Origin of the sequence: Archangium violaceum (assembly GCF_016859125.1) — a bacterium.
Lineage (GTDB): Bacteria > Myxococcota > Myxococcia > Myxococcales > Myxococcaceae > Archangium > Archangium violaceum_A.
Window position 1 is genome coordinate 3995076 of sequence record NZ_CP069338.1, and the last position, 17688, is coordinate 4012763.

The 17688-nt window shown below is 69.9% G+C and carries 15 protein-coding genes; 11 read left to right on the forward strand and 4 right to left on the reverse strand.

Annotation, left to right across the window (positions count from 1 at the left end):
• The first annotated feature begins 68 nt into the window (after positions 1–68).
• From JQX13_RS17240 to JQX13_RS17260, 5 genes are all read left to right on the forward strand, one after another.
• Positions 69–233 carry a double-CXXCG motif protein gene (locus JQX13_RS17240; protein WP_239014800.1) on the forward strand — a complete coding sequence of 55 codons (165 nt, stop codon included), beginning with the start codon at positions 69–71 and terminating at the stop codon, positions 231–233.
• 105 nt (positions 234–338) lie between these two features.
• Entirely contained in the window at positions 339–1784 is a 1446-nt protein-coding gene (locus JQX13_RS17245; RefSeq protein ID WP_203410087.1) for a sensor histidine kinase, read from the forward strand.
• On the forward strand, positions 1781–2233 hold the full coding sequence (locus JQX13_RS17250) for a response regulator (RefSeq protein WP_203410088.1): 453 nt from the start codon (positions 1781–1783) through the stop codon (positions 2231–2233). Before JQX13_RS17245 ends, JQX13_RS17250 begins: the two co-directional genes overlap by 4 nt.
• The gene (locus JQX13_RS17255) at positions 2230–3852 is read left to right on the forward strand and encodes a hybrid sensor histidine kinase/response regulator (RefSeq protein WP_203410089.1); all 1623 of its coding nucleotides are present in this window, start codon (positions 2230–2232) and stop codon (positions 3850–3852) included. Before JQX13_RS17250 ends, JQX13_RS17255 begins: the two co-directional genes overlap by 4 nt.
• Positions 3849–4220 (forward strand): response regulator, encoded by a 372-nt coding sequence (locus JQX13_RS17260; protein WP_203410090.1) that lies wholly within the window; start codon positions 3849–3851, stop codon positions 4218–4220. Before JQX13_RS17255 ends, JQX13_RS17260 begins: the two co-directional genes overlap by 4 nt.
• A gap of 4 nt (positions 4221–4224) precedes the next feature.
• Here JQX13_RS17260 and JQX13_RS17265 read toward each other — a convergent pair whose 3' ends face one another.
• A complete protein-coding gene (locus JQX13_RS17265) occupies positions 4225–4983 on the reverse strand; it encodes a GNAT family N-acetyltransferase (protein ID WP_203410091.1) in 759 nt (252 codons plus the stop codon).
• 99 nt (positions 4984–5082) lie between these two features.
• On the opposite strand from JQX13_RS17265, the gene JQX13_RS17270 reads away from it, so the two are divergent.
• The 3 genes from JQX13_RS17270 (at position 5083) to JQX13_RS17280 (ending at position 9257) form a co-directional block, all read left to right on the forward strand.
• Positions 5083–5541: a hypothetical protein gene (locus JQX13_RS17270; protein WP_203410092.1), complete on the forward strand. Its 459-nt coding sequence runs from the start codon at positions 5083–5085 to the stop codon at positions 5539–5541.
• 126 nt (positions 5542–5667) lie between these two features.
• Complete coding sequence (gyrB, locus tag JQX13_RS17275) at positions 5668–8121, forward strand: DNA topoisomerase (ATP-hydrolyzing) subunit B (protein WP_203410093.1); 2454 nt, start codon at positions 5668–5670, stop codon at positions 8119–8121.
• A gap of 128 nt (positions 8122–8249) precedes the next feature.
• Positions 8250–9257: an NAD(P)-dependent alcohol dehydrogenase gene (locus JQX13_RS17280; protein ID WP_203410094.1), complete on the forward strand. Its 1008-nt coding sequence runs from the start codon at positions 8250–8252 to the stop codon at positions 9255–9257.
• 302 nt (positions 9258–9559) lie between these two features.
• Here JQX13_RS17280 and JQX13_RS17285 read toward each other — a convergent pair whose 3' ends face one another.
• Positions 9560–12193, reverse strand: coding sequence for a serine/threonine-protein kinase (locus tag JQX13_RS17285; protein ID WP_343211099.1), 2634 nt, complete (start codon positions 12191–12193; stop codon positions 9560–9562).
• A 133-nt stretch (positions 12194–12326) separates the two neighbouring features.
• Here JQX13_RS17285 and JQX13_RS17290 point away from each other — a divergent pair, with 133 nt between their 5' ends.
• Positions 12327–13514, forward strand: a complete 1188-nt coding sequence (locus tag JQX13_RS17290) for a hypothetical protein (protein WP_203410096.1) — start codon at positions 12327–12329, stop codon at positions 13512–13514.
• Complete coding sequence (locus tag JQX13_RS17295) at positions 13511–14614, forward strand: metallophosphoesterase family protein (protein WP_343211100.1); 1104 nt, start codon at positions 13511–13513, stop codon at positions 14612–14614. Before JQX13_RS17290 ends, JQX13_RS17295 begins: the two co-directional genes overlap by 4 nt.
• 10 nt (positions 14615–14624) lie before the next feature.
• Here JQX13_RS17295 and JQX13_RS17300 read toward each other — a convergent pair whose 3' ends face one another.
• Complete coding sequence (locus JQX13_RS17300) at positions 14625–15419, reverse strand: hypothetical protein (protein ID WP_203410097.1); 795 nt, start codon at positions 15417–15419, stop codon at positions 14625–14627.
• A gap of 223 nt (positions 15420–15642) precedes the next feature.
• Between JQX13_RS17300 and JQX13_RS17305 the strand changes: the two genes are divergently transcribed.
• Positions 15643–16161 (forward strand): hypothetical protein, encoded by a 519-nt coding sequence (locus JQX13_RS17305; RefSeq protein WP_203410098.1) that lies wholly within the window; start codon positions 15643–15645, stop codon positions 16159–16161.
• Positions 16162–16313: 152 nt separating this feature from the next.
• On the opposite strand, the gene JQX13_RS17310 is transcribed toward JQX13_RS17305, so the two are convergent.
• Positions 16314–17681, reverse strand: coding sequence for a hypothetical protein (locus JQX13_RS17310; protein ID WP_203410099.1), 1368 nt, complete (start codon positions 17679–17681; stop codon positions 16314–16316).
• Positions 17682–17688: the final 7 nt, after the last annotated feature.

Below are 17688 nucleotides of genomic sequence, written 5' to 3' on the forward strand. Positions count from 1 at the left end.
ACGATGGAGCCTCTTCAGAGGAAATCTGGCCTGTCCGCGCTGTGGTCGTCACGGTCTGACCCGTCCCGATGACAAGGACCTGCTGCTGGACGCGTCCTCTCTTCCCGGCCACCTGGACCTTGTTCCGGCTGGAGGACTTCTCCACCACGATCGTCTGCACCGAGCGCTTCGCCGATGCCTGCCAACGGCTGGGCCTGGACGGCGTCACCTTCCACCGCCTGGCCAGCGCCTGAGGCTCCTCCCGTCCCATTGCAGGCAAGCCACCGTCCCCCGCTCGTCTCCCGGGAGCGTGGAACGGGTTGAAGGGGGGGCCGTCCACCTACACCCTTCAGGGGAACGTGTCTTCAACCCTCTCCTGGACTCCCGCGACCGACCCTCGACGCTTCCGCCACCTGCTGTTGCGCTCCATCCTGCTGCCGTTGACGCTGCTGCTCCTGCTCGCGGTCGTCCTCCTGGGCGTGGTGGGCAACCTGGCCCAGACCCAGGAGCAGGCGCGGCGCTCTCAGAAGACCCTCACCCGGGTGGAGCGCGTGCGCCAGCTGCTCATCGACAGGGAGACCGGCGTTCGCGGTTACCTCCTCACCCAGGACCCCATCTTCCTGGAACCCTACCAGGCGGCCGGGCAACGCCTGCCCCGGGCGTTCGAGGAGCTCGCGCAGGGTCTGTCGGACGAGCCCAGGTCGGGTGCCTGGATGGAGGAGCTGCGTAGGCGCTGGCGGGAGTGGGAGCGGGTGGCCTCCGAGCAGCTCTCCCTCTTCCAGGAGAAGGGTGAATGGATGGCCCTGGTGCGCTCGGGGGCGGGCAAGGCCCGGATGGATGCCATCCGGATGACCCTGGACACCATCGCCGAGCAGGAGCGTCAGCGTGCCAATCTCCGGGGAATCCAGGCCGAGCGGGCGGGCCGGGTCACCCTCATCATCGGCGTGCTCTGGACGCTCGCCGTGGGCATGCTGCTGGCCTGGTTCAGCCGGCGTCAGCTGCTCATCCTGGCTCGGGACTATGGGGCCAGCCTCGCCCAGGTGCGCGCCCAGGCGGACGCGCTGCGCGCCAGCGAGGCCCGGTTGGAGGCCCGCGTCGCCCAGCGCACCTCCGAGCTCACCACCGCCAACCGCGAGCTGGAGTCCTTCAGCTATTCCGTCTCCCATGACCTGCGTGCGCCCCTGCGCGCCATCGATGGTTTCGCCCAGGCGATTCGCGAGGACGAGGGCGGGCGCCTGTCGTCCGATGGCCTCCAACTGCTCACGCGCCTGCAGGGGGCCACCACGCGCATGGGCCAGCTCATCGACGACCTGTTGCAGCTCTCCCGCGTCACCCGCGCCGAGCTCAAGAGCGAGCCGGTGGACTTGAGCGAGCTCGCCAGTTCCGTGGTCCAGGAGCTGCGCCAGCACGAGCCCGGACGTGACGTGATGTTCTCCGTCCAGCCCGGCCTCACCGCGCGGGGGGACTCGCGGCTGCTCCGGGTGATGATGGAGAACCTCCTGGGCAATGCCTGGAAGTTCACCAGCAGGCGCTCCGGGGCCCACATCGAGTTCTTCGCGGAGACGGCCAATGGGGTGACTCACTACGCTGTGCGCGACAACGGAGTGGGTTTCGACATGGCGTACGCGAGCAAGCTCTTCAGCCCCTTCCAGCGGCTGCACAAGTCCACCGAGTATCCGGGCACGGGCATCGGCCTGGCCACGGTGCAGCGCATCGTCCACCGGCACGGCGGGCACATCGAGGCCCAGGCCGCCGTGGGCCAGGGCGCCACCTTTCGTTTCACCCTTCAGGAGGCGCTCCCATGAGCAGCCAGCGTTCCATCCTCCTCGTGGAGGACAACCCGGACGATGTGGACCTCACCCGGCGTGCCTTCCAGCGCGCGGGCCTCACCCAGCCGCTGGACGTGGTGGAGGACGGTGTGGAGGCACTCGACTATCTCTTCGCGCGGGGGGCGCACGCGCACCGGGCCCGCGTGCCGCTGCCCTCCCTGGTGTTGTTGGACCTCAAGCTGCCGCGCCTGAACGGGCACGAGGTGCTGCGGCAGCTGCGCGCCGACGCGCGCACGCGCTTCCTCCCCGTGGTCATCCTCACCTCCTCGGACGAGGAGACGGACCTGGTGGAGAGCTACAGCCACGGCTGTAACAGCTACGTGCGCAAGCCGGTGAGCTACACCGAGTTCGTCGAGGCGGCGCGCCAGCTCGGCCTCTATTGGCTGTCGCTCAACCGCGCGCCGGAGTCGGGGGTGCATGGATGACGACGCCCCTGCGCGTCCTGTCGGTGGAGGACAATCCGGACGACGTGGTGTTGCTGGAGCGCGAGCTGCGCCGGGGCGGCTTCGAGGTGCACTGTGAGCGGGTGCAGACAGCCGAGGAGCTGCACGAGGCGCTGCGGCGGGGGCCCTGGGATGTCATCCTCTCCGACTACTGCATGCCCGGCTTCGACGCGCCCTCGGCACTCCGGGTGCTGCGCGACAGCGGCCTGGACATCCCCTTCATCGTCGTCTCCGGCAGCGTGGGCGAGTGGGAGGGCGTGGAGGTGATGAAGGCCGGGGCGCGCGACTACTTCCCCAAGTCGCTGCTCACCCGGTTGCCGGCCGCGGTGTCTCGCGAGCTGGCGGAGGCCCGCATCCGCCATGAGCGCGCCCGGGCCGAGCGGGACAGGGCCCTGCTGTCGCGCGCCAGCGAGGTGCTGGCCCGCTCGTTGGATTTCCAGGAAACGTTGGAGCAGGTGGTGCGCCTGGCGGTGCCGGAGCTGTCGTCCTGGTGTGCCCTCTATTATTCCGATGATGGGAAGACGCTCCGGATGGCGGCGCTGGAGCACGAGGACCCGGCGCAGGTGGCGCGCGGTTTCGAGATGGCCCGGCGCTTCCCCGTGGACCCGGGCGCCGCCACGGGCCCCGCCTGGGTGTGGCGCGGCGGCGAGCCGCAGCTGCTGACGGACGTGCCCTCCTCCCGGCTGGAGGTGCTGGCGCAGTCCCCGGAGCACCTGCGCTACCTGCTGGACCTGAGGTTGCGCTCCGTCATCCACGTTCCCCTGCGGGGGCGCACGGTGAACCTGGGCGTGATGACGCTGGGCGCCTCGGAGGACCGGCCGCGCTTCTCCCAGTCGGACCTGTCCGTGGCCCTGGAGCTGGCGCGCCGCTCCGCCCTGGCGCTGGAGAACGCACGGCTCTACCTCGAGTCCCAGGAGGCCATCCGCCTGCGGGACGAGTTCCTCGCCGTGGCGGCCCACGAGCTGCGCACCCCGCTCACCACGCTGGGGTTGCAGCTGGGGACGCTCGTGCAGCGGGCGCGACGCGAGTCCTCGGGGGACATGGTGGAGCGGCTGGAGCGGGGCCTGCGCCAGGTGCGGCGCCTGGGCACGCTGGTGGAGACGCTGCTGGACGTGTCGCTCCTGTCCACCGGCGAGCTGCCCCTGGCCCTGGAGCGGGTGGACCTGGGGGAGCTCGCGGGCGAGGTGCTGGAGCGCTTCGAGGCCGAGGCCCGGGCCGTGGGGTGCGCGCTGACGTTGGACGTGCCTCGGGGGCTGGTGGGCCAGTGGGACCGGTTGCGGGTGGAGCAGGTGGTATCCGGACTGCTGGCCAACGCCCTCAAGTTCGGTCCGCGCCAGCCAGTGGAGGTGCGGGGCTCGTCGGACGGGAAGGTGGCGCGCCTGGTGGTGGAGGACCGGGGCATCGGGATTCCCGAGGACCAGCTCGAGCGCATCTTCGAGCGCTTCGGGCGGGCGGTGTCCTCGCGCTCGTACGGGGGGTTGGGGTTGGGGTTGTACCTGGCGCGCCGGGCGGCCGAGGCGCATGGGGGCCGCGTGTGGGCCGCGTCGCGCCCGGGTGGTGGCGCCTGCTTCACCCTGGAGTTGCCCCTGGAGCCCGCATGACACGCCCCTTGCTGGTGGTGGACGACGACACGGACCTGCGCGAGGCGCTCGAGGAGGTGTTGCGCGACGCGGGCTTCACCGTGCTGGGCGCCTGCAATGGCCGCGAGGCGCTGGAGGTGCTCGCGCGCGCGCGGCCGCTGCCCGGCCTGGTGCTGCTGGATATGATGATGCCGGTGCTGGACGGCCACGGCTTCGCCCAGGAGCTGCACGCCGTGCCCGAGTGGAAGCACATTCCCGTGGTCATCTTCTCCGCCTCGGCCAGCAACGCCACCGTGGCCGGCGAGGTGGGCGCGTGCGCCTACCTGCGCAAGCCGGTGGACGTGGAGGCGTTGGTGGAGACGGTGGGCCAGCACCTGCTGCGCGAGTAAGTCCCTAGCCGGTGCGGCGTACCCAGTTGCGCCACGCGCCCAGCTCCCGGTAGCCGAGCTGCCGGTACAGGCCGTGCCCCATGGGCGTGGCCTGGAGGACGGCGACGGTGCAGCCCCGGGCGTACGCGTCCGCGTGCAGGCCCCTCATCACCAGGGCGCCCAGCCCCCTGCGGTGCGCGTCGGGATGGGTGGCCACCAGGTAGATGCCCGCGGTGTCCCCCTGCTCGAAGCTGAGGCCCCCGGCGAGTGCCCGGTCCGCCTCGCGGATGAGCACGGCGTGTATCCGGGCCGGGAGCCGGGTGCGCCACGGCTCGAGGTGGACGACGCCCGTGCCGCCATAGAAGAACGTGTTGAGCGCCAGCACCTCGTCCAGCTGCTCCGGGTGCTCCAGGGTGGTGCCCAGCGGCAGGCGGGGCGGCGTGTGCTCCAGGGGGAGGCCCATGCCCGGGACGACGTCCTCGAGCTGGTACCCGGCCCGGGCCAGCACGGCCTCCATGGCCACATCTCCCGGTAGGATGGGCACGCGCCAGTCGCGCACGCCTTGTTCGCGGTACCACGCCTCCAGGGGAGCGAGGGCCTCGGCGAGCGCCCGGGCATCCTCGTACAGCACCTGGTGGTGGAAGATGCTGTGCTCGTACCCTGGCAGGGAGAAGGCCCACACTCCGGGTCGCTCCCACATCCGCAACGGACCCGTCCGGGCCTGGAGGAGCCGATAACCCAGGAGATTGGCACGCAGGCGCGCGTTGAGTTCAGCGTCCGTCATGAGCGCCAGGGTAGGCGCTTCCTGGCGCTCGCGGGTGGACAGCCGCCATCAGGAAAATCCCCGATGGGCCTTCCAGGAGGTTAGGGTGCTGGCGCTCGCATGGAGCCCCGCTTCTACGCCTTCGATCCCCGCCCGACGCGCCGAGCCCTCTTCGTGGGCGCGTGCGCGCTCGCCGTCCTCAGTGCCTGGGCGCTGGCGGATGCCCGGGCGGCCGGTAACACCCCCCTGGCCATGGCCCGAGCGGGCGTCACGGGAGGGCTGATGCTCGCCTTCGTCTTCGCCTGGCACCGGCTGCGTCCGCGCCCCGGTTGGGGCATCACCCTGAGCGCCCGGGGTGTTCAATTGGCTCGGCCCTTCACGGGCAGCCAGCTCCAACTGTCCTGGGGGCAGATCGAGTCGGTGCGCCGGCTCGGGGGCAAGGGAGAGCTGCTCGGCATCTTCCTGGACGAGGGCGGCCGGGTGCTCGTGACACGGCATCTCTTCCCCTCGCGGGCGGTGTTCGGCGAGCTGGCGAGCGCCCTGGAAGAAAGGAAGCCCGCCCCGCGTTATGACGCATAGCGTCGCGCCAGGCATTTCGTGAATCTTTTCGCTGCCTTGCGTGTTCTCATCCATCTTGTCCGGGGTGCCTCGAAGTGGTAGGCACAACCGGTTCCCCGCGTAGCGTTTTTCAAGGACTTTTCGCGCATGGAAAACATCCCCGCCACCGGCGCCGCCGCGGCGCCGTCGCCCGTGGATTACGACACCGGAGCCATCACGAAGCTGGAGGGCCTGGAGGCCGTCCGCAAGCGTCCGGGCATGTACATCGGCGACACCATGACGTACGGGCTGCACAAGCTCGTCTACGAGGTGGTGGACAACTCGGTCGACGAGGCCCTCGCGGGCCACTGCACGGACATCGAGGTGGTCATCCACGTGGATGGCTCGCTCTCCGTGCAGGACAACGGCCGAGGCATCCCCGTGGGTCCGCACCCGGACCCCAAGTTCAAGGGCAAGGACACGCTCGAGGTGGTGCTGACGGAGCTGCACGCCGGCAGCAAGTTCGGCAACGGCGCCTACAAGGTGTCCGGCGGCCTGCACGGCGTGGGCGTCACCTGCGTCAACTTCCTGTCCGAGTGGTTCAAGGTCCGCATTCAGCGCAACGGCAAGGTGTACGAGCAGTCGTACGCGCGCGGCGTGTCCAATGGTCCGCCGGCGCTCGTGGGCGAGACGGACAAGCGCGGCACGCTCATCTGGTTCAAGCCGGACACCACCGTCATGGAGACGGTGGACTTCAACTTCGACACGCTCAGCCAGCGCATGCGCGAGCTCGCGTTCCTCAACGCCGGCCTGCGCATCGTCATCCGCGACATGCGCATCGGCAAGGAGCACGACTTCAAGTTCGACGGCGGCATCGTCTCCTTCGTCGAGTACATCAACAAGGCGAAGCAGGCGCTCAACGACAAGCCCATCCACTTCCGCACGGAGAAGGAAGGCGTGTCGCTGGAGATCGCCCTGCAGTGGAACGATGGCTATGACGAGCGCATCTTCACCTTCGCCAACAACATCAACACGCACGAGGGTGGCAGCCACCTGTCCGGCTTCAAGGCGGCGCTCACGCGCACGCTCAACAGCTACGCCGAGAAGAGCGGGCAGTGGAAGGACCTGAAGGAGACGCCCACGGGCGAGGACGCGCGCGAGGGTCTGTCCGCCGTCATCTCCGTGAAGCTCTCCAACCCCCAGTTCGAGGGGCAGACGAAGACGAAGCTGGGCAACAGCGAGGTCAAGGGCCTGGTCGAGCAGATGGTGAATGATCAGCTCGCCACCTTCCTCGAGGAGAACCCGGTCGTCAGCAAGAAGATCGTCGCCAAGATTGGCGATGCCACGCGGGCCCGCATCGCCGCGCGCAAGGCGCGTGAGACGGTGCGGCGCAAGGGCGTGCTGGACGGCGGCTCGCTGCCGGGCAAGCTCGCCGACTGCCAGAGCCGCGATCCCAGCGAGAGCGAGCTCTACATCGTCGAGGGTGACTCCGCAGGTGGCTCGGCCAAGCAGGGCCGCGACCGGCGCAACCAGGCCATCCTCCCGCTGCGCGGCAAGATTCTCAACGTCGAGAAGGCGCGCTTCGAGAAGATGCTCACGAGCGCTGAAATCGTGACGCTCATCACCGCGCTGGGCACGGGCATCGGCCGCGAGGATTACGATCCGGAGAAGGCGCGCTACCACCGCATCATCCTGATGACGGACGCCGACGTCGACGGCAGCCACATCCGCACGCTGCTCCTGACGTTCTTCTACCGGCAGATGCCGGAGCTCATCCAGAAGGGCTACCTCTACATCGCGCAGCCGCCGCTCTACAAAGTCACGCGCAACAAGAAGGACATGTACGTGAAGGACGAGCGGGCGCTGAACGACTACCTGCTGCGGACCGCGTCCGAGCACTCGCGCGTGGTGATTCCGGGTGGGGAGATCGGTGGCTCGGAGCTGCGCTCGCTGCTGGAGAAGGTGATTACGTACGAGGAGCGCCTGGAGAAGCTGGCGGCGCGGCGGGACGCGCGCGTGGTGGACGCGCTGGTGCAGGCGTGTGATGTGAACGCGGGCTCTCTGAACGACGAGGCCGTGCTGCGCGAGCAGGTGGAGAAGATGACGGCCTACCTGAAGGCGCGCATGCCGGACACGCTGGGCCGCTTCGAGGTCTCCTTCCCGGAGGATCCGGAGCACCACACGCGCAAGCTGGTGGTGAAGACGGACATCAACGGAGGCCTGCGCCAGACGGTGTTCGACCACGGCTTCCTGTCGTCGCCCGAGTACCTGGAGCTGGTGGGCCTGCGCGACGTGTTCGGCGCGCTGGGCAAGGCGCCGTACACGGTGAAGGTGGGCGATGGGGACGTGACTGCGCTGTCGGTGCAGGAGGTGCTGGCCGCGGTGCGCAAGGACGCGCAGAAGGGGCTGGGCCTGCAGCGCTACAAGGGTCTGGGCGAGATGAACCCGGAGCAGCTCTGGGAGACCACGATGAACCCGGTCACCCGCACGCTGCTGCAGGTGCGCATCGAGGACGCCGTGGAGAGCGACGAAATCTTCTCGCTGCTCATGGGCGAGGCCGTCGAGCCGCGGCGCGAGTTCATCGAGCGCAACGCACTGGACGTGCAGAACCTCGACATCTGAGTGGAATCCTGACGCGAGGCGGCACGAGTGCCGAGGGGGGGGTGACTCCCCAGGGGTGAAGGGGGCCCGGTAGCATGGGGCCCCCGACCTCCGCGTTCCCATGCGGAGAACCCCGCAGAGGAGCACTCATGTCCACCTTCCATGGTTACGCCGCCCCCGCGGCAGGCAAGCCGCTCGAGCCCTTCTCCTTCCAGGCCAGGCCGCTCGGGCCCGGTGACGTGGAGATCGCCATCTCCCACTGCGGCATCTGCCACAGCGATCTGCACCTGCTGAACGACGACTGGAAGATGAGCCAGTTCCCGCTGGTGGCGGGCCACGAGATCATCGGCACCGTGGCGCAGGTGGGCTCGGCGGTGCGGGGCCTGACTCCGGGCCAGCGCGTGGGCGTGGGCGGGCAGTGCGGCAGCTGCGGCACCTGTGAGTGGTGTGAGCGGGGCGAGGAGAACCTCTGTGCCCAGCTGCAGCCCACCTGCATCCCGGGTCCCGGCGGCTTCGCGGATCGCATCCGCGTGAATGCCCGCTTCGCCCTGCCCATCCCCGAGGCCCTGCCCTCGCGTGACGCCGCGCCGCTGCTGTGCGCCGGCATCACCGTGTACTCGCCGCTGCGCGAGGCCGGCATCGGCGCGCACTCCCGCGTGGGCATCATCGGCGTGGGCGGCCTGGGCCACCTCGCCGTGCAGTTCGCCCGCGCCATGGGCGCCGAGGTGACGGCCTTCTCCACCTCGCCGGACAAGGAGACCGAGGCGCGCGCCCTGGGCGCCCACCGCTTCGTCGCCGCCCGCGAGCCGTCGGCCCTGGCGGCGGTGCGTGGCTCCTTCGACTTCCTCCTCGCCACCGTGACCGCGGATCTGCCGTGGCTGGACTACGTGGCGGCCCTGCGTCCGCGCGGCACCCTGTGCTTCGTGGGCATGCCGCCCTCGCCCATGATGCTGCCCGCCCTCCCGCTCATCTTCGGGAACAAGAAGGTGACCGGTAGCAACACCGGCAGCCCGGGGGGCATCCGGGAGATGCTCGAGGTGGCCGCCCGCAACGGCATCCGCGCCCGCACCGAGCTCTTCCCCCTGAAGGACATCAACACCGCGATCGGCCGCGTCGCCCGGAACGAGGTGCGCTACCGCGCCGTCCTGGAGCTGTGAACGGACCCTCAAAAGACCCGTGGGCCCGGTGCCGATAACGGCTCCGCGCCCACGTGCCTTTCCCAGCCTTGTTGAGCCGGACCGCGGAACCCCTGCGGCCCCCATGAGCCCTTACGGAAGGAACCTGTTGTCATCCCCGACGCCCACCCTGTGTGGGCCCCTACGACATGAAGGGTATGCATCGCCTCCGATAGACGAAGGGAAGCGATGGCTGCCCGGTTGGGGAGTACGAAAGGGTTGGACGAAGAAGGCGGCTGGCGCCTGAGCGTCCGCCCCCTAACTAACCCGAAGGTATTCGTTGGTCAACGGGAGCTGCCTCTCAGGGCCGCCGTGCGTTCCCGTCGGGACATGTCCGTGACATCGACGATGTCCACCTCGAACGCGCCGGCGTTGTCCTCCAGCTGATTGTCCGGGAAGGTGCAGCGCAGGGTGTCCGCTCCTGTCAACTGGTAGCGCTTGCCCACCTCCAACAGCCGGTGGTTGCGCCGGGCGGACTTCTGGCTGCTCTCGGCGCATAGCACCCGACGTGTACGGCCGTTGGCGCCCGCGCGCAGCTCCGCGAAGTCGTCGCGCACGGTGAGCAGGTAGATGGCGTCCGGGTTGAGGCCGCGCAGCACCATCTGGTGGTGGGGCTGGAGCACCAGCGCATCCCGGGTGGCGTCGAAGGTGAAGCTGCGAGGGGCCACCCACTTGGACTGGCGCAGGTGCACCCGCACCGTGCCGCTGTTGTCCTCCAGGTCGTCGTCCAGCAGGAAGACGTGCATCCGGCGCACGCCCTTGAAGGTGCGAGCCGACGGGCCAATCAGCCCGAAGGACTCGTTCGCGGAGATGCTGTCGCCCTCGATGAAGTAGACCAGCGTGGAGGACGAGCTCCCGCGCCCCTTGGAGAGCGAGGCGCCGCCCTCCGTGCTCACGGAGTAGCTCGAGCCGGGGTTGAGCTCGATGGACGCGGTGGCGTACAGGCCCATCGGGAGCGCGTTGTACTTGGGGCGCAGGACGAACAGCCGTGTCGGGTAGTCCACTGCGAGGAACCTGGGATCTGGCGCGGGCTCGGCGGTTTTCTTCTCCTCCGGCGCCTCGGCGACCGAGGGGGGCGGAGGCTCGGGGGCGGACGGCACCGGCTCGACGCGCTCGAGCTCCGCGTGCATGGGCGGCATGGCTTCCGTGTGGGCGGTGAAGCGCTTCGACCACGGCCGATGGCCCGGCAGGGTGAGGACGAGGGTGTTGGCCTCGTCCAGGGGGACGTTCTGGACGATGAGCGGCGTGGTGCCGGGCACGTCCTTCCCGTTGAGCTTCACCGTGGCGCCGGCCGGCGCGGAGGTGAGCCACAGCGAAGCCCTGGGGGGCCCTACGTTCTTCGGGGACAGGAGGTAGTGCAGGCCGCCCAGCACCAGCGCGAGCCCGAAGAGGGGCACGCTGATGAGCAGCACCAGGCGCTGGCGCCGCTCCGCGCGCTCCTGCTCCTCCCGGGTCCGCGTCTCGCGCAGGGCGCGCAGGTGATCCGGCACGCCGTCGTTCACGGTGACGGCCGGCACCTCGACGGGGGTGTCGTGCGCTTCCTCGGCGGCGGTCTTCGCGGCGGTCGACGGCCCCGACACGGACGTGGAGGGCTCGTCCTTCGGCTCCGGTGGGGCCGCCATGGTGGCGGGAGCCTGCGGGCGCGTGTTCGATGGCACGCGGCGCCCGGTGGACGTGCTGATGCTCGGGGGCCGTCCACTGGTGCTATTGGTGACGGGCCTGGACGGGGAGGAGCGGACGCTCGGGCTGCTCGCCGGCCGGCCCGCGTCACTGCCGGGCCGCTGCACGCTGCGCACGCCGGAGCTGGAGCCGTTACCGGTGCTGGTCCGGCCGCCCGTGCCCGCCGGCTGCGGTTGCGCCTGCCACGCGGCCAGCTGCTCCAGGAAGGCGGGCGTCACCTCCACGCGGCGCCCCTCGGCGGAGAGATCCTCGCTGAAGAGGTGGCCCAGGAACTGCGACAGCATCGCGGGCGAGAAGCGCGGATAGGCCGAGTAGAGCTGCTCGCGCAGCGCCTCGGAGAAGGCCTGCGCGGTGGGGTAGCGCGCCTCCCGCTCCAGCGCCATCGCGGTGGCCATCACCGCCTCCAGCTCCGGGCCGATGGCGGGGTTGTAGGAGGAGGGCGGCGCGTAATCACCCGCGAGGATGCGCGGCAGCACGGCGGCGAGCTCGCCCTCGTAGGGGCGCCGGCCGCACAGCATCTCGTAGAGCACCACGCCGACGGCGAAGATGTCCGAGCGCGCGTCCAGGTCCTGCTCGCCGCGGGCCTGCTCGGTGGAGAAGTACGGGTACTTGCCCTTGAGCGTGCCGGGCGAGGTGCGGGACTCCACGACGCTCGTGGCCTTGGCGATGCCGAAGTCGATGACCTTGACCTGGCCCTCGTAGGAGATGAGCACGTTGTCCGGGGACACGTCGCGGTGGACGAGCCCCATCGTCTCCCCGTCCTCGCCCACGTGCCGGTGCGCGTAGTCCAGCCCGTCGCAGATCTGCGTGGTGATGAAGAGCGCCAGGGGCAGGGGAATGCACGGCATCCCCGCGCGCTGGGCACGGCGTATCAGCTTGGACAGGGGCTGGCCGTGCACGAACTCCATGGCCAGGAAGAACTGGCCGTCGATCTCCCCGAAGTCGAAGACCTGCGCGATGTTGCCGTGGGTGAGGCCCGCGGCCACGCGCGCCTCGCTGACGAACATCTCCACGAAATCGGGCTCGTCGGCGAAGTGGGGGAGGATCTGCTTGATGACCACCGGCTTGGTCACCCCCGCCGCGCCCTTCATCCTCGCGCGGTAGGTAACGGCCATCCCGCCCGCGGCGAGCTTCGAGACCAGTTCGTACCTGCCAAACTCCCGGGCTTCGTTGGGGGCCACGATGCGCGTCGCGTTGTTGAAGAGGACGAGGAAGGGAGCATACCCCGCTTCATCCAAAAGTCCCGAAGGGGGGGAGCGGGTGGCTCTCGTACCTACCTGTGCGGGAGGGCCTGCGAATCCACCAGGCAACGTTTTATCCTGGAATCCAGTCCGGCGGGAGTCCGAGTAGGGCGGAATGGAGGGAGCACCCATGAAGAAGAGGGGTGGAACGATGGTGCGACAATTGGTGGTGCTCGCCCTGGTGGTACTCCCCATGGGGGTCCGGGCCCAGACGGCCACCGCCGAGAGCCCGGCAGTGGGGCCCGGGGATGTGCCCGTCCTGACAGGCCCAGGCCCCGGTGCCTTGGAGCCCGTTCCCGCGCCGGTGCCCGATGTAACGCTCGTGTCACGGCCCGGTTTCAGGGTGCTGCCCACGGCCGTGTCGGTGGTGCCCGGCCTGCTGCTGCACGGGCTGGGGCCGCTCGTGGCGGGGGACACCCGGACGGCGAAGCGGCTCTTCCTCCTGGAGGGCTCGGGCCTCGGGCTGTTGGCGGTGGGAGGGGTGCCCATCGCGTTGTCCGGGGCCTCGCGCCGGGTGATCGGCCCGCTGTACGCGGTGACGCTGGCGGGCGTGGGCTTCTTCTCCATCTCCACGCTGTCCAACCTCTACGCGGCGCTGTCGCCCGCGTTCCCTCCAGGTCTGGTGCCCCAGCGCCTGCCCCCGGTGGAACTGGAGGTGGGCTACCAGCACGTGGTGGACCCCGCCTTCGAGTACCGGCACTTCGTCTCGGTGGGGGCGCTGGCGCGGCTGGAGCGTGTGCGCCTGGAGGCCGGGGCGAGGCTGTCGCCGGACGATGGCAACCTGCGCGTGCGCGTGGGCGGGGCGTACCGGCTGATGGGGGCGCCCGAGGCCGCGCGCGGCGGCGGGGACGGCACGGCGGTGGACCTCGAGGCCGCGGCGCTCGCGCACCGCTACACCACCGAGGACTTCACCCTGGGCGGCGGCGAGCTCTTCCTGCGGGGCCGCTACGACATGGCGCGCTTCAGCCCGAGGATGGCCGGCTCCTTCGCGGAGATGGGCGTGGGCTTCGCCATGCAGCGCTACTCCTACTCGGGCCCGGTGGACGACATCCTCTTCGAGCAGCTCCTCTTCACCATGGGCTATGGCGTGTACCTGGGGAGTGGTGGGCCCTTCCGGGGCGAGGCGCTCCTCTACTACGACCACCGCAAGGACGACTTCCCGGGTGGCATCAAGGCGGGGGGCGGCGTGCCGGGGTTCCTCGGGCTGCGCGGGCGCGTGCTCCTCACCGAGCGCTGGGGGGTGTCCGCGGACATGCAGGTGGGCTCGGCCGTGGTGGGCCGGCTGTCGCTCGTCTACGCGTTGGGAGGTGAGTCGTGAGGAACGTTCGCCGGGTGGCCGTCGCGCTCGCGCTGGTGGCGGGGGGGTGCAGCATGCGGCCCGCCGAGGAGCGCGCGTTGAAGGACCTGGAGGTGGGGCGCGTGGAGGCCAGCGGCGTGGCCTTCACCGTGGAGGACGGGCTGGCGGTGGTGCGCCAGGTGGAGGCGGGCACGCTGACGCTGTGGGGCTCGGCGCCGGCCTTCCACGTGCGCGCGGTGTCCTCGGACGGGGCCAACGAGACGTGGACGGTGGTGGTGCGCAACGCCATGCCGGACGCGGAGCTCACGGTGAAGGTGGGCGACGAGCCGCAGGTGGTGGACGCCCTGCCCGGGCCGCTGCCCACGGTGAAGACGTGGCGGGTGCGGGTGCCGGCGGGCGCGGAGGCCCGGATGACGGTGGCGCCGCCGCTGTGGGATCAGCCGATGCCCTTCCGCTTCGCCGCGCTGGCGGACGTGCAGGAGGCCCTGCCCCGGGTGGGTGACATCTACCAGCGCATCAACGCGGACCCCACGCTGCGCTTCATCTTCTTCTCGGGGGACCTGACGCAGCGGGGCACCGTGGAGCAGCTGGAGGAGTTCCAGTCCCGCCTGCAGGAGTCCCGTATCCCGTTGTTCGCCACGCTGGGCAACCACGAGCTGCTCAACCCGGATCCCCGCTTCCACGAGTACTTCGGCCGGGGCAACCTGCACTTCACCTTCCAGGGCGCGCACTTCACGATGATCGACTCGGGCAACGGCTCGTTGGACCCGAGGGCCGAGGTGGAACTGGACCGGTGGCTGGAGGCGGGGCGGGACGCGGTGCACATCCTGGGCACGCACATCCCGCTGGTGGACCCCATCGGCGTGCGCAACGGCGCCTTCGCGAGCCGCAACGAGGCGGCGTCCCTGCTGGCGAAGCTGGCGCGCGCGCGGTTGGACCTCACGCTCTACGGCCACGTGCACTCGTACTACGCGTTCTCCAACGCGGGGATTCCGTCGTTCATCTCGGGCGGCGGCGGGGCCATCCCCGAGCAGTTCGATGGCGTGGGGCGGCACTTCCTCGCGGTGGAGGTGGCGCCGGGTCAGGGCGTGCGCACCGTGTCGCTGGTGCGCGTGGACTGAGGGGGCCGTCCTACTTCGACACGCTGGGAGGCGTCCCCGTCTCCTGGCGCGCCGCGGGCGGGGCCGGGGCCTGATCGAGCTTCTCGGGGTCTCCCCCCACGGCGAGGGTGTTGCGCAGCGCCTCCACCGCGGCGTCCAGCACGCCCTGGCCCACGAGGTTGCTGAGCGTCAGCCCCAGGCAGATGCTCTTCGCCTTGTCATCGATGGTGGACTGGCGGATCTGCGAGAGCTCCCGCGCGAAGTCCTCCTTCTCGCTGGCGCTCAGGTTCTGCATCATCGAGAAGGCGAGCACCGGCAGGGCCTCGTGGATTTGAGTGAAGGAGACGGTCTGCATCGTCTTCGCCACCAGCTCGGCGCGCACCTTGGCGCGCGCCCGGTCCACCGCCCTGTCCGTGGCGGAGAGGATGACCTGCAGCAGCGCGCTGGGCCCGATGCCGACGTCCTGATCTCCCACGCGCACCGTGAAGGCCGCGGAGCGGAGGATGCCCATGGCGCCGAAGCCGGCGAGCAGCGTCTGGCCGATCCGCTGCGCCGCCACGCCTCCGTCGTTCTCCGTGGGCGCCAGCCCCACGATGTTCTGGGTGATGCCGATGCTCCAGGGCATCGTCCTGATCGCCAGCAGCGCCATGGACGCCGCGAGCACGTTGATCAGCGTATAGGTGAAGGCGTGCTGGTTGGCGATGGCCCGGAAGGGATCGTCCTTGTACCGGGAGATGAGCTCTCCAATCCCGATGAAGGCGCCAATGAAGCACACCGCGACGTACTGCGACGCGTCCGCCAACAACTCGAGGATCTCGGGGCTCATGGCCCCCGATTCTACCGCCACGCCGCCACCCCCATGAGACCTCAAATGTAGGGTCCCCCGCCCACATGTGGGGAGTCATCCCCGCCCCGCGTCGCTGGCGGGAAGGGGAGGGAACGCGGCGCGGGGCCGATAAATCGGCCTCGGGGCGGACCCCCTTGAAATGGCACTGAACATCTGTGCACATGGGGGCCCCACGCTGCACGCTGGAGGGGAGTCCCTGCCCATGTTCGACGCGACGGAAAATGATCCCATCTCGCCCGCGATGCGGGCGCTGCTCGAGGTGTTCTCCACGGAGTTGTCCGAGGTGAAGTTCCCGGACGTGGACGCGGAGGTGTTGGAGGAAGCGGCGAGCCGGGTGAGGGCGCAGGCCGAGGCGGTGGCGAAGGCGCAGGCGGCGCTGGAGGCGGCGCGCCAGGCGCTGGGTGAGAGCCAGGAGGCGCTGCTGCAGAAGGGCCAGCGGGCGCTGTCGTACGCGCGCGTCTTCGCCGAGGAGGACGAGGCGCTGAGCACGAAGCTGGAGGCCATCAGCCTGCCGAGGGCGGCGCGCAAGGGCGTGCGTCCGGAGGGGGGCGTGGCCGCCGAGGCCGCGCAGAACGAGGAGTCCGCGCCGCGCCGTCGGGGCCGTCCGCCGAAGTCCCGCCCGAGCGCGCCGCTGTTCGCCGATGGCAGCTCGCCCGAGGCTCTCGCCGCCGCCACCGAGCCGGTCGAGGCGCCCGTGGCCGCCCGTCCCGCGGCGGCGTGAGACATCCCCCGCGCCCGTCCCCGAAAAGACACCGCCCGGAGGCACGGCTTCTCCCGGAGCCCCCTCCGTAAGAAGAACGTCCCTCCGGGCGATGGACCGCCCCCGGGAGGCAGCTTCCGGGAGCGGCGTACCGACGACTGCTCAGCTGAAGCTCAGTTCTCCGGGTACGCCGTCCAGTCGGCCGTCCAGTCCTGGCTGCCCACCGCGCCGATGAACTTCGCGCTGGTGTCGAAGAAGCCGTTCGCCGGAGGCGTGGCGGCGCTGCTGGCGATGAGCGCCGGGGACTCGGCCGCCGGCTTGAAGTTCGGCGTCTTCACGTTCAGCGCGGCGTCCAGCTTCGGGTCCACCACCTGGTTGTTGTTGGCCGCGGCGAGGATCTGCTCCGGCTCCTTGTAGATGGAGCCATCGCTCAGCCGGGTGGCGTCCTCGTTGATGGTGGCGCCGCTGGAGTCCTTCACCGGGTTGGCCGAGTAGCCGATGGACGTGGTGTCGTCCTTGTTGTCCCAGAAGATGACGTTCTTGAAGGACAGGCCGCCGGTCTCGGAGAGCTGCGCCGAGGCCGCGCCGTCCACGTCCACCGCCCTGTCGGCGAAGTAGGCCACGACGGCGTTGTTCAGCTTGATGCCGGCGCCGGTGTTGAACACCAGGCCCTCCTGCTTGGTGCCCGTGGCGGCCGCCGGACGGTTGGAGCCGAGGAACGAGGCGTTCCAGATCTCCGGCACGGAGCGCGGGGTGGCCGTGTTGCTGGACTTGTTGCCGCTGGCCTCGATGGCGCGGTTGCCCACCTTGTCGTTCTGCTGAACGATGAGGAACTGCACGTTGCCGCTGTAGCCCAGGTCATAGTCCAGGCCGTCGTCGTCCGGCTGGCTGATGAGGATGTGCTTCAGGTTGGCGGTGCCGCCGAACATCTCCACGCCGTCGTCGGCGCCCATGTGCACCTGGACGTAGTCGATCTCCGTCTTCGTGCCGCACGCGCCCACGGTCAGGCCGTTGAGCTCGTTGTCCTCGGCCAGCTCGAAGCCGGCGAACTCGATGCGGGCGTACTTCAGCTTGCCGCAGTCGTGGGTGTCGTCCTCACCGCCGTACTTCGTGCGATCGTCGCCGCTGGTGGCGAAGAAGCCCTCGACGGTGTTCTGGCCGCCGGAGACGTTGATCTTCGCCTTGCCCAGCAGCACCACGCCGCCCCAGTCACCCGCGGCGCGCTCGCCCTCGGCCTGAGCGCTGGTGAAGACAATGGGCTTCTCCGCCGTGCCCACCGCGTTCAGCTTCGCGTTGCGGGTGATGATGAGCGCGCTGTTCTCCCCGCCGAGGATCTTCGTGCCCGGCTCGATGGTGAGCGTGCCGCTCTCCACGAAGATGTAGCCCTTGAGCGTGTAGACCTTGTCGGCGGTCCAGGTGGTGTCCTGGGTGATGTTGGTGGTGATGTCGTCGCTGGTATCCGGCGGCACCGGCTCCACCTTCGTGCCGCAGCCAGCGAGCAGGGCCATTCCGAGCGTCAGACCAAGAGCGAACCTCTTCATGTGAATG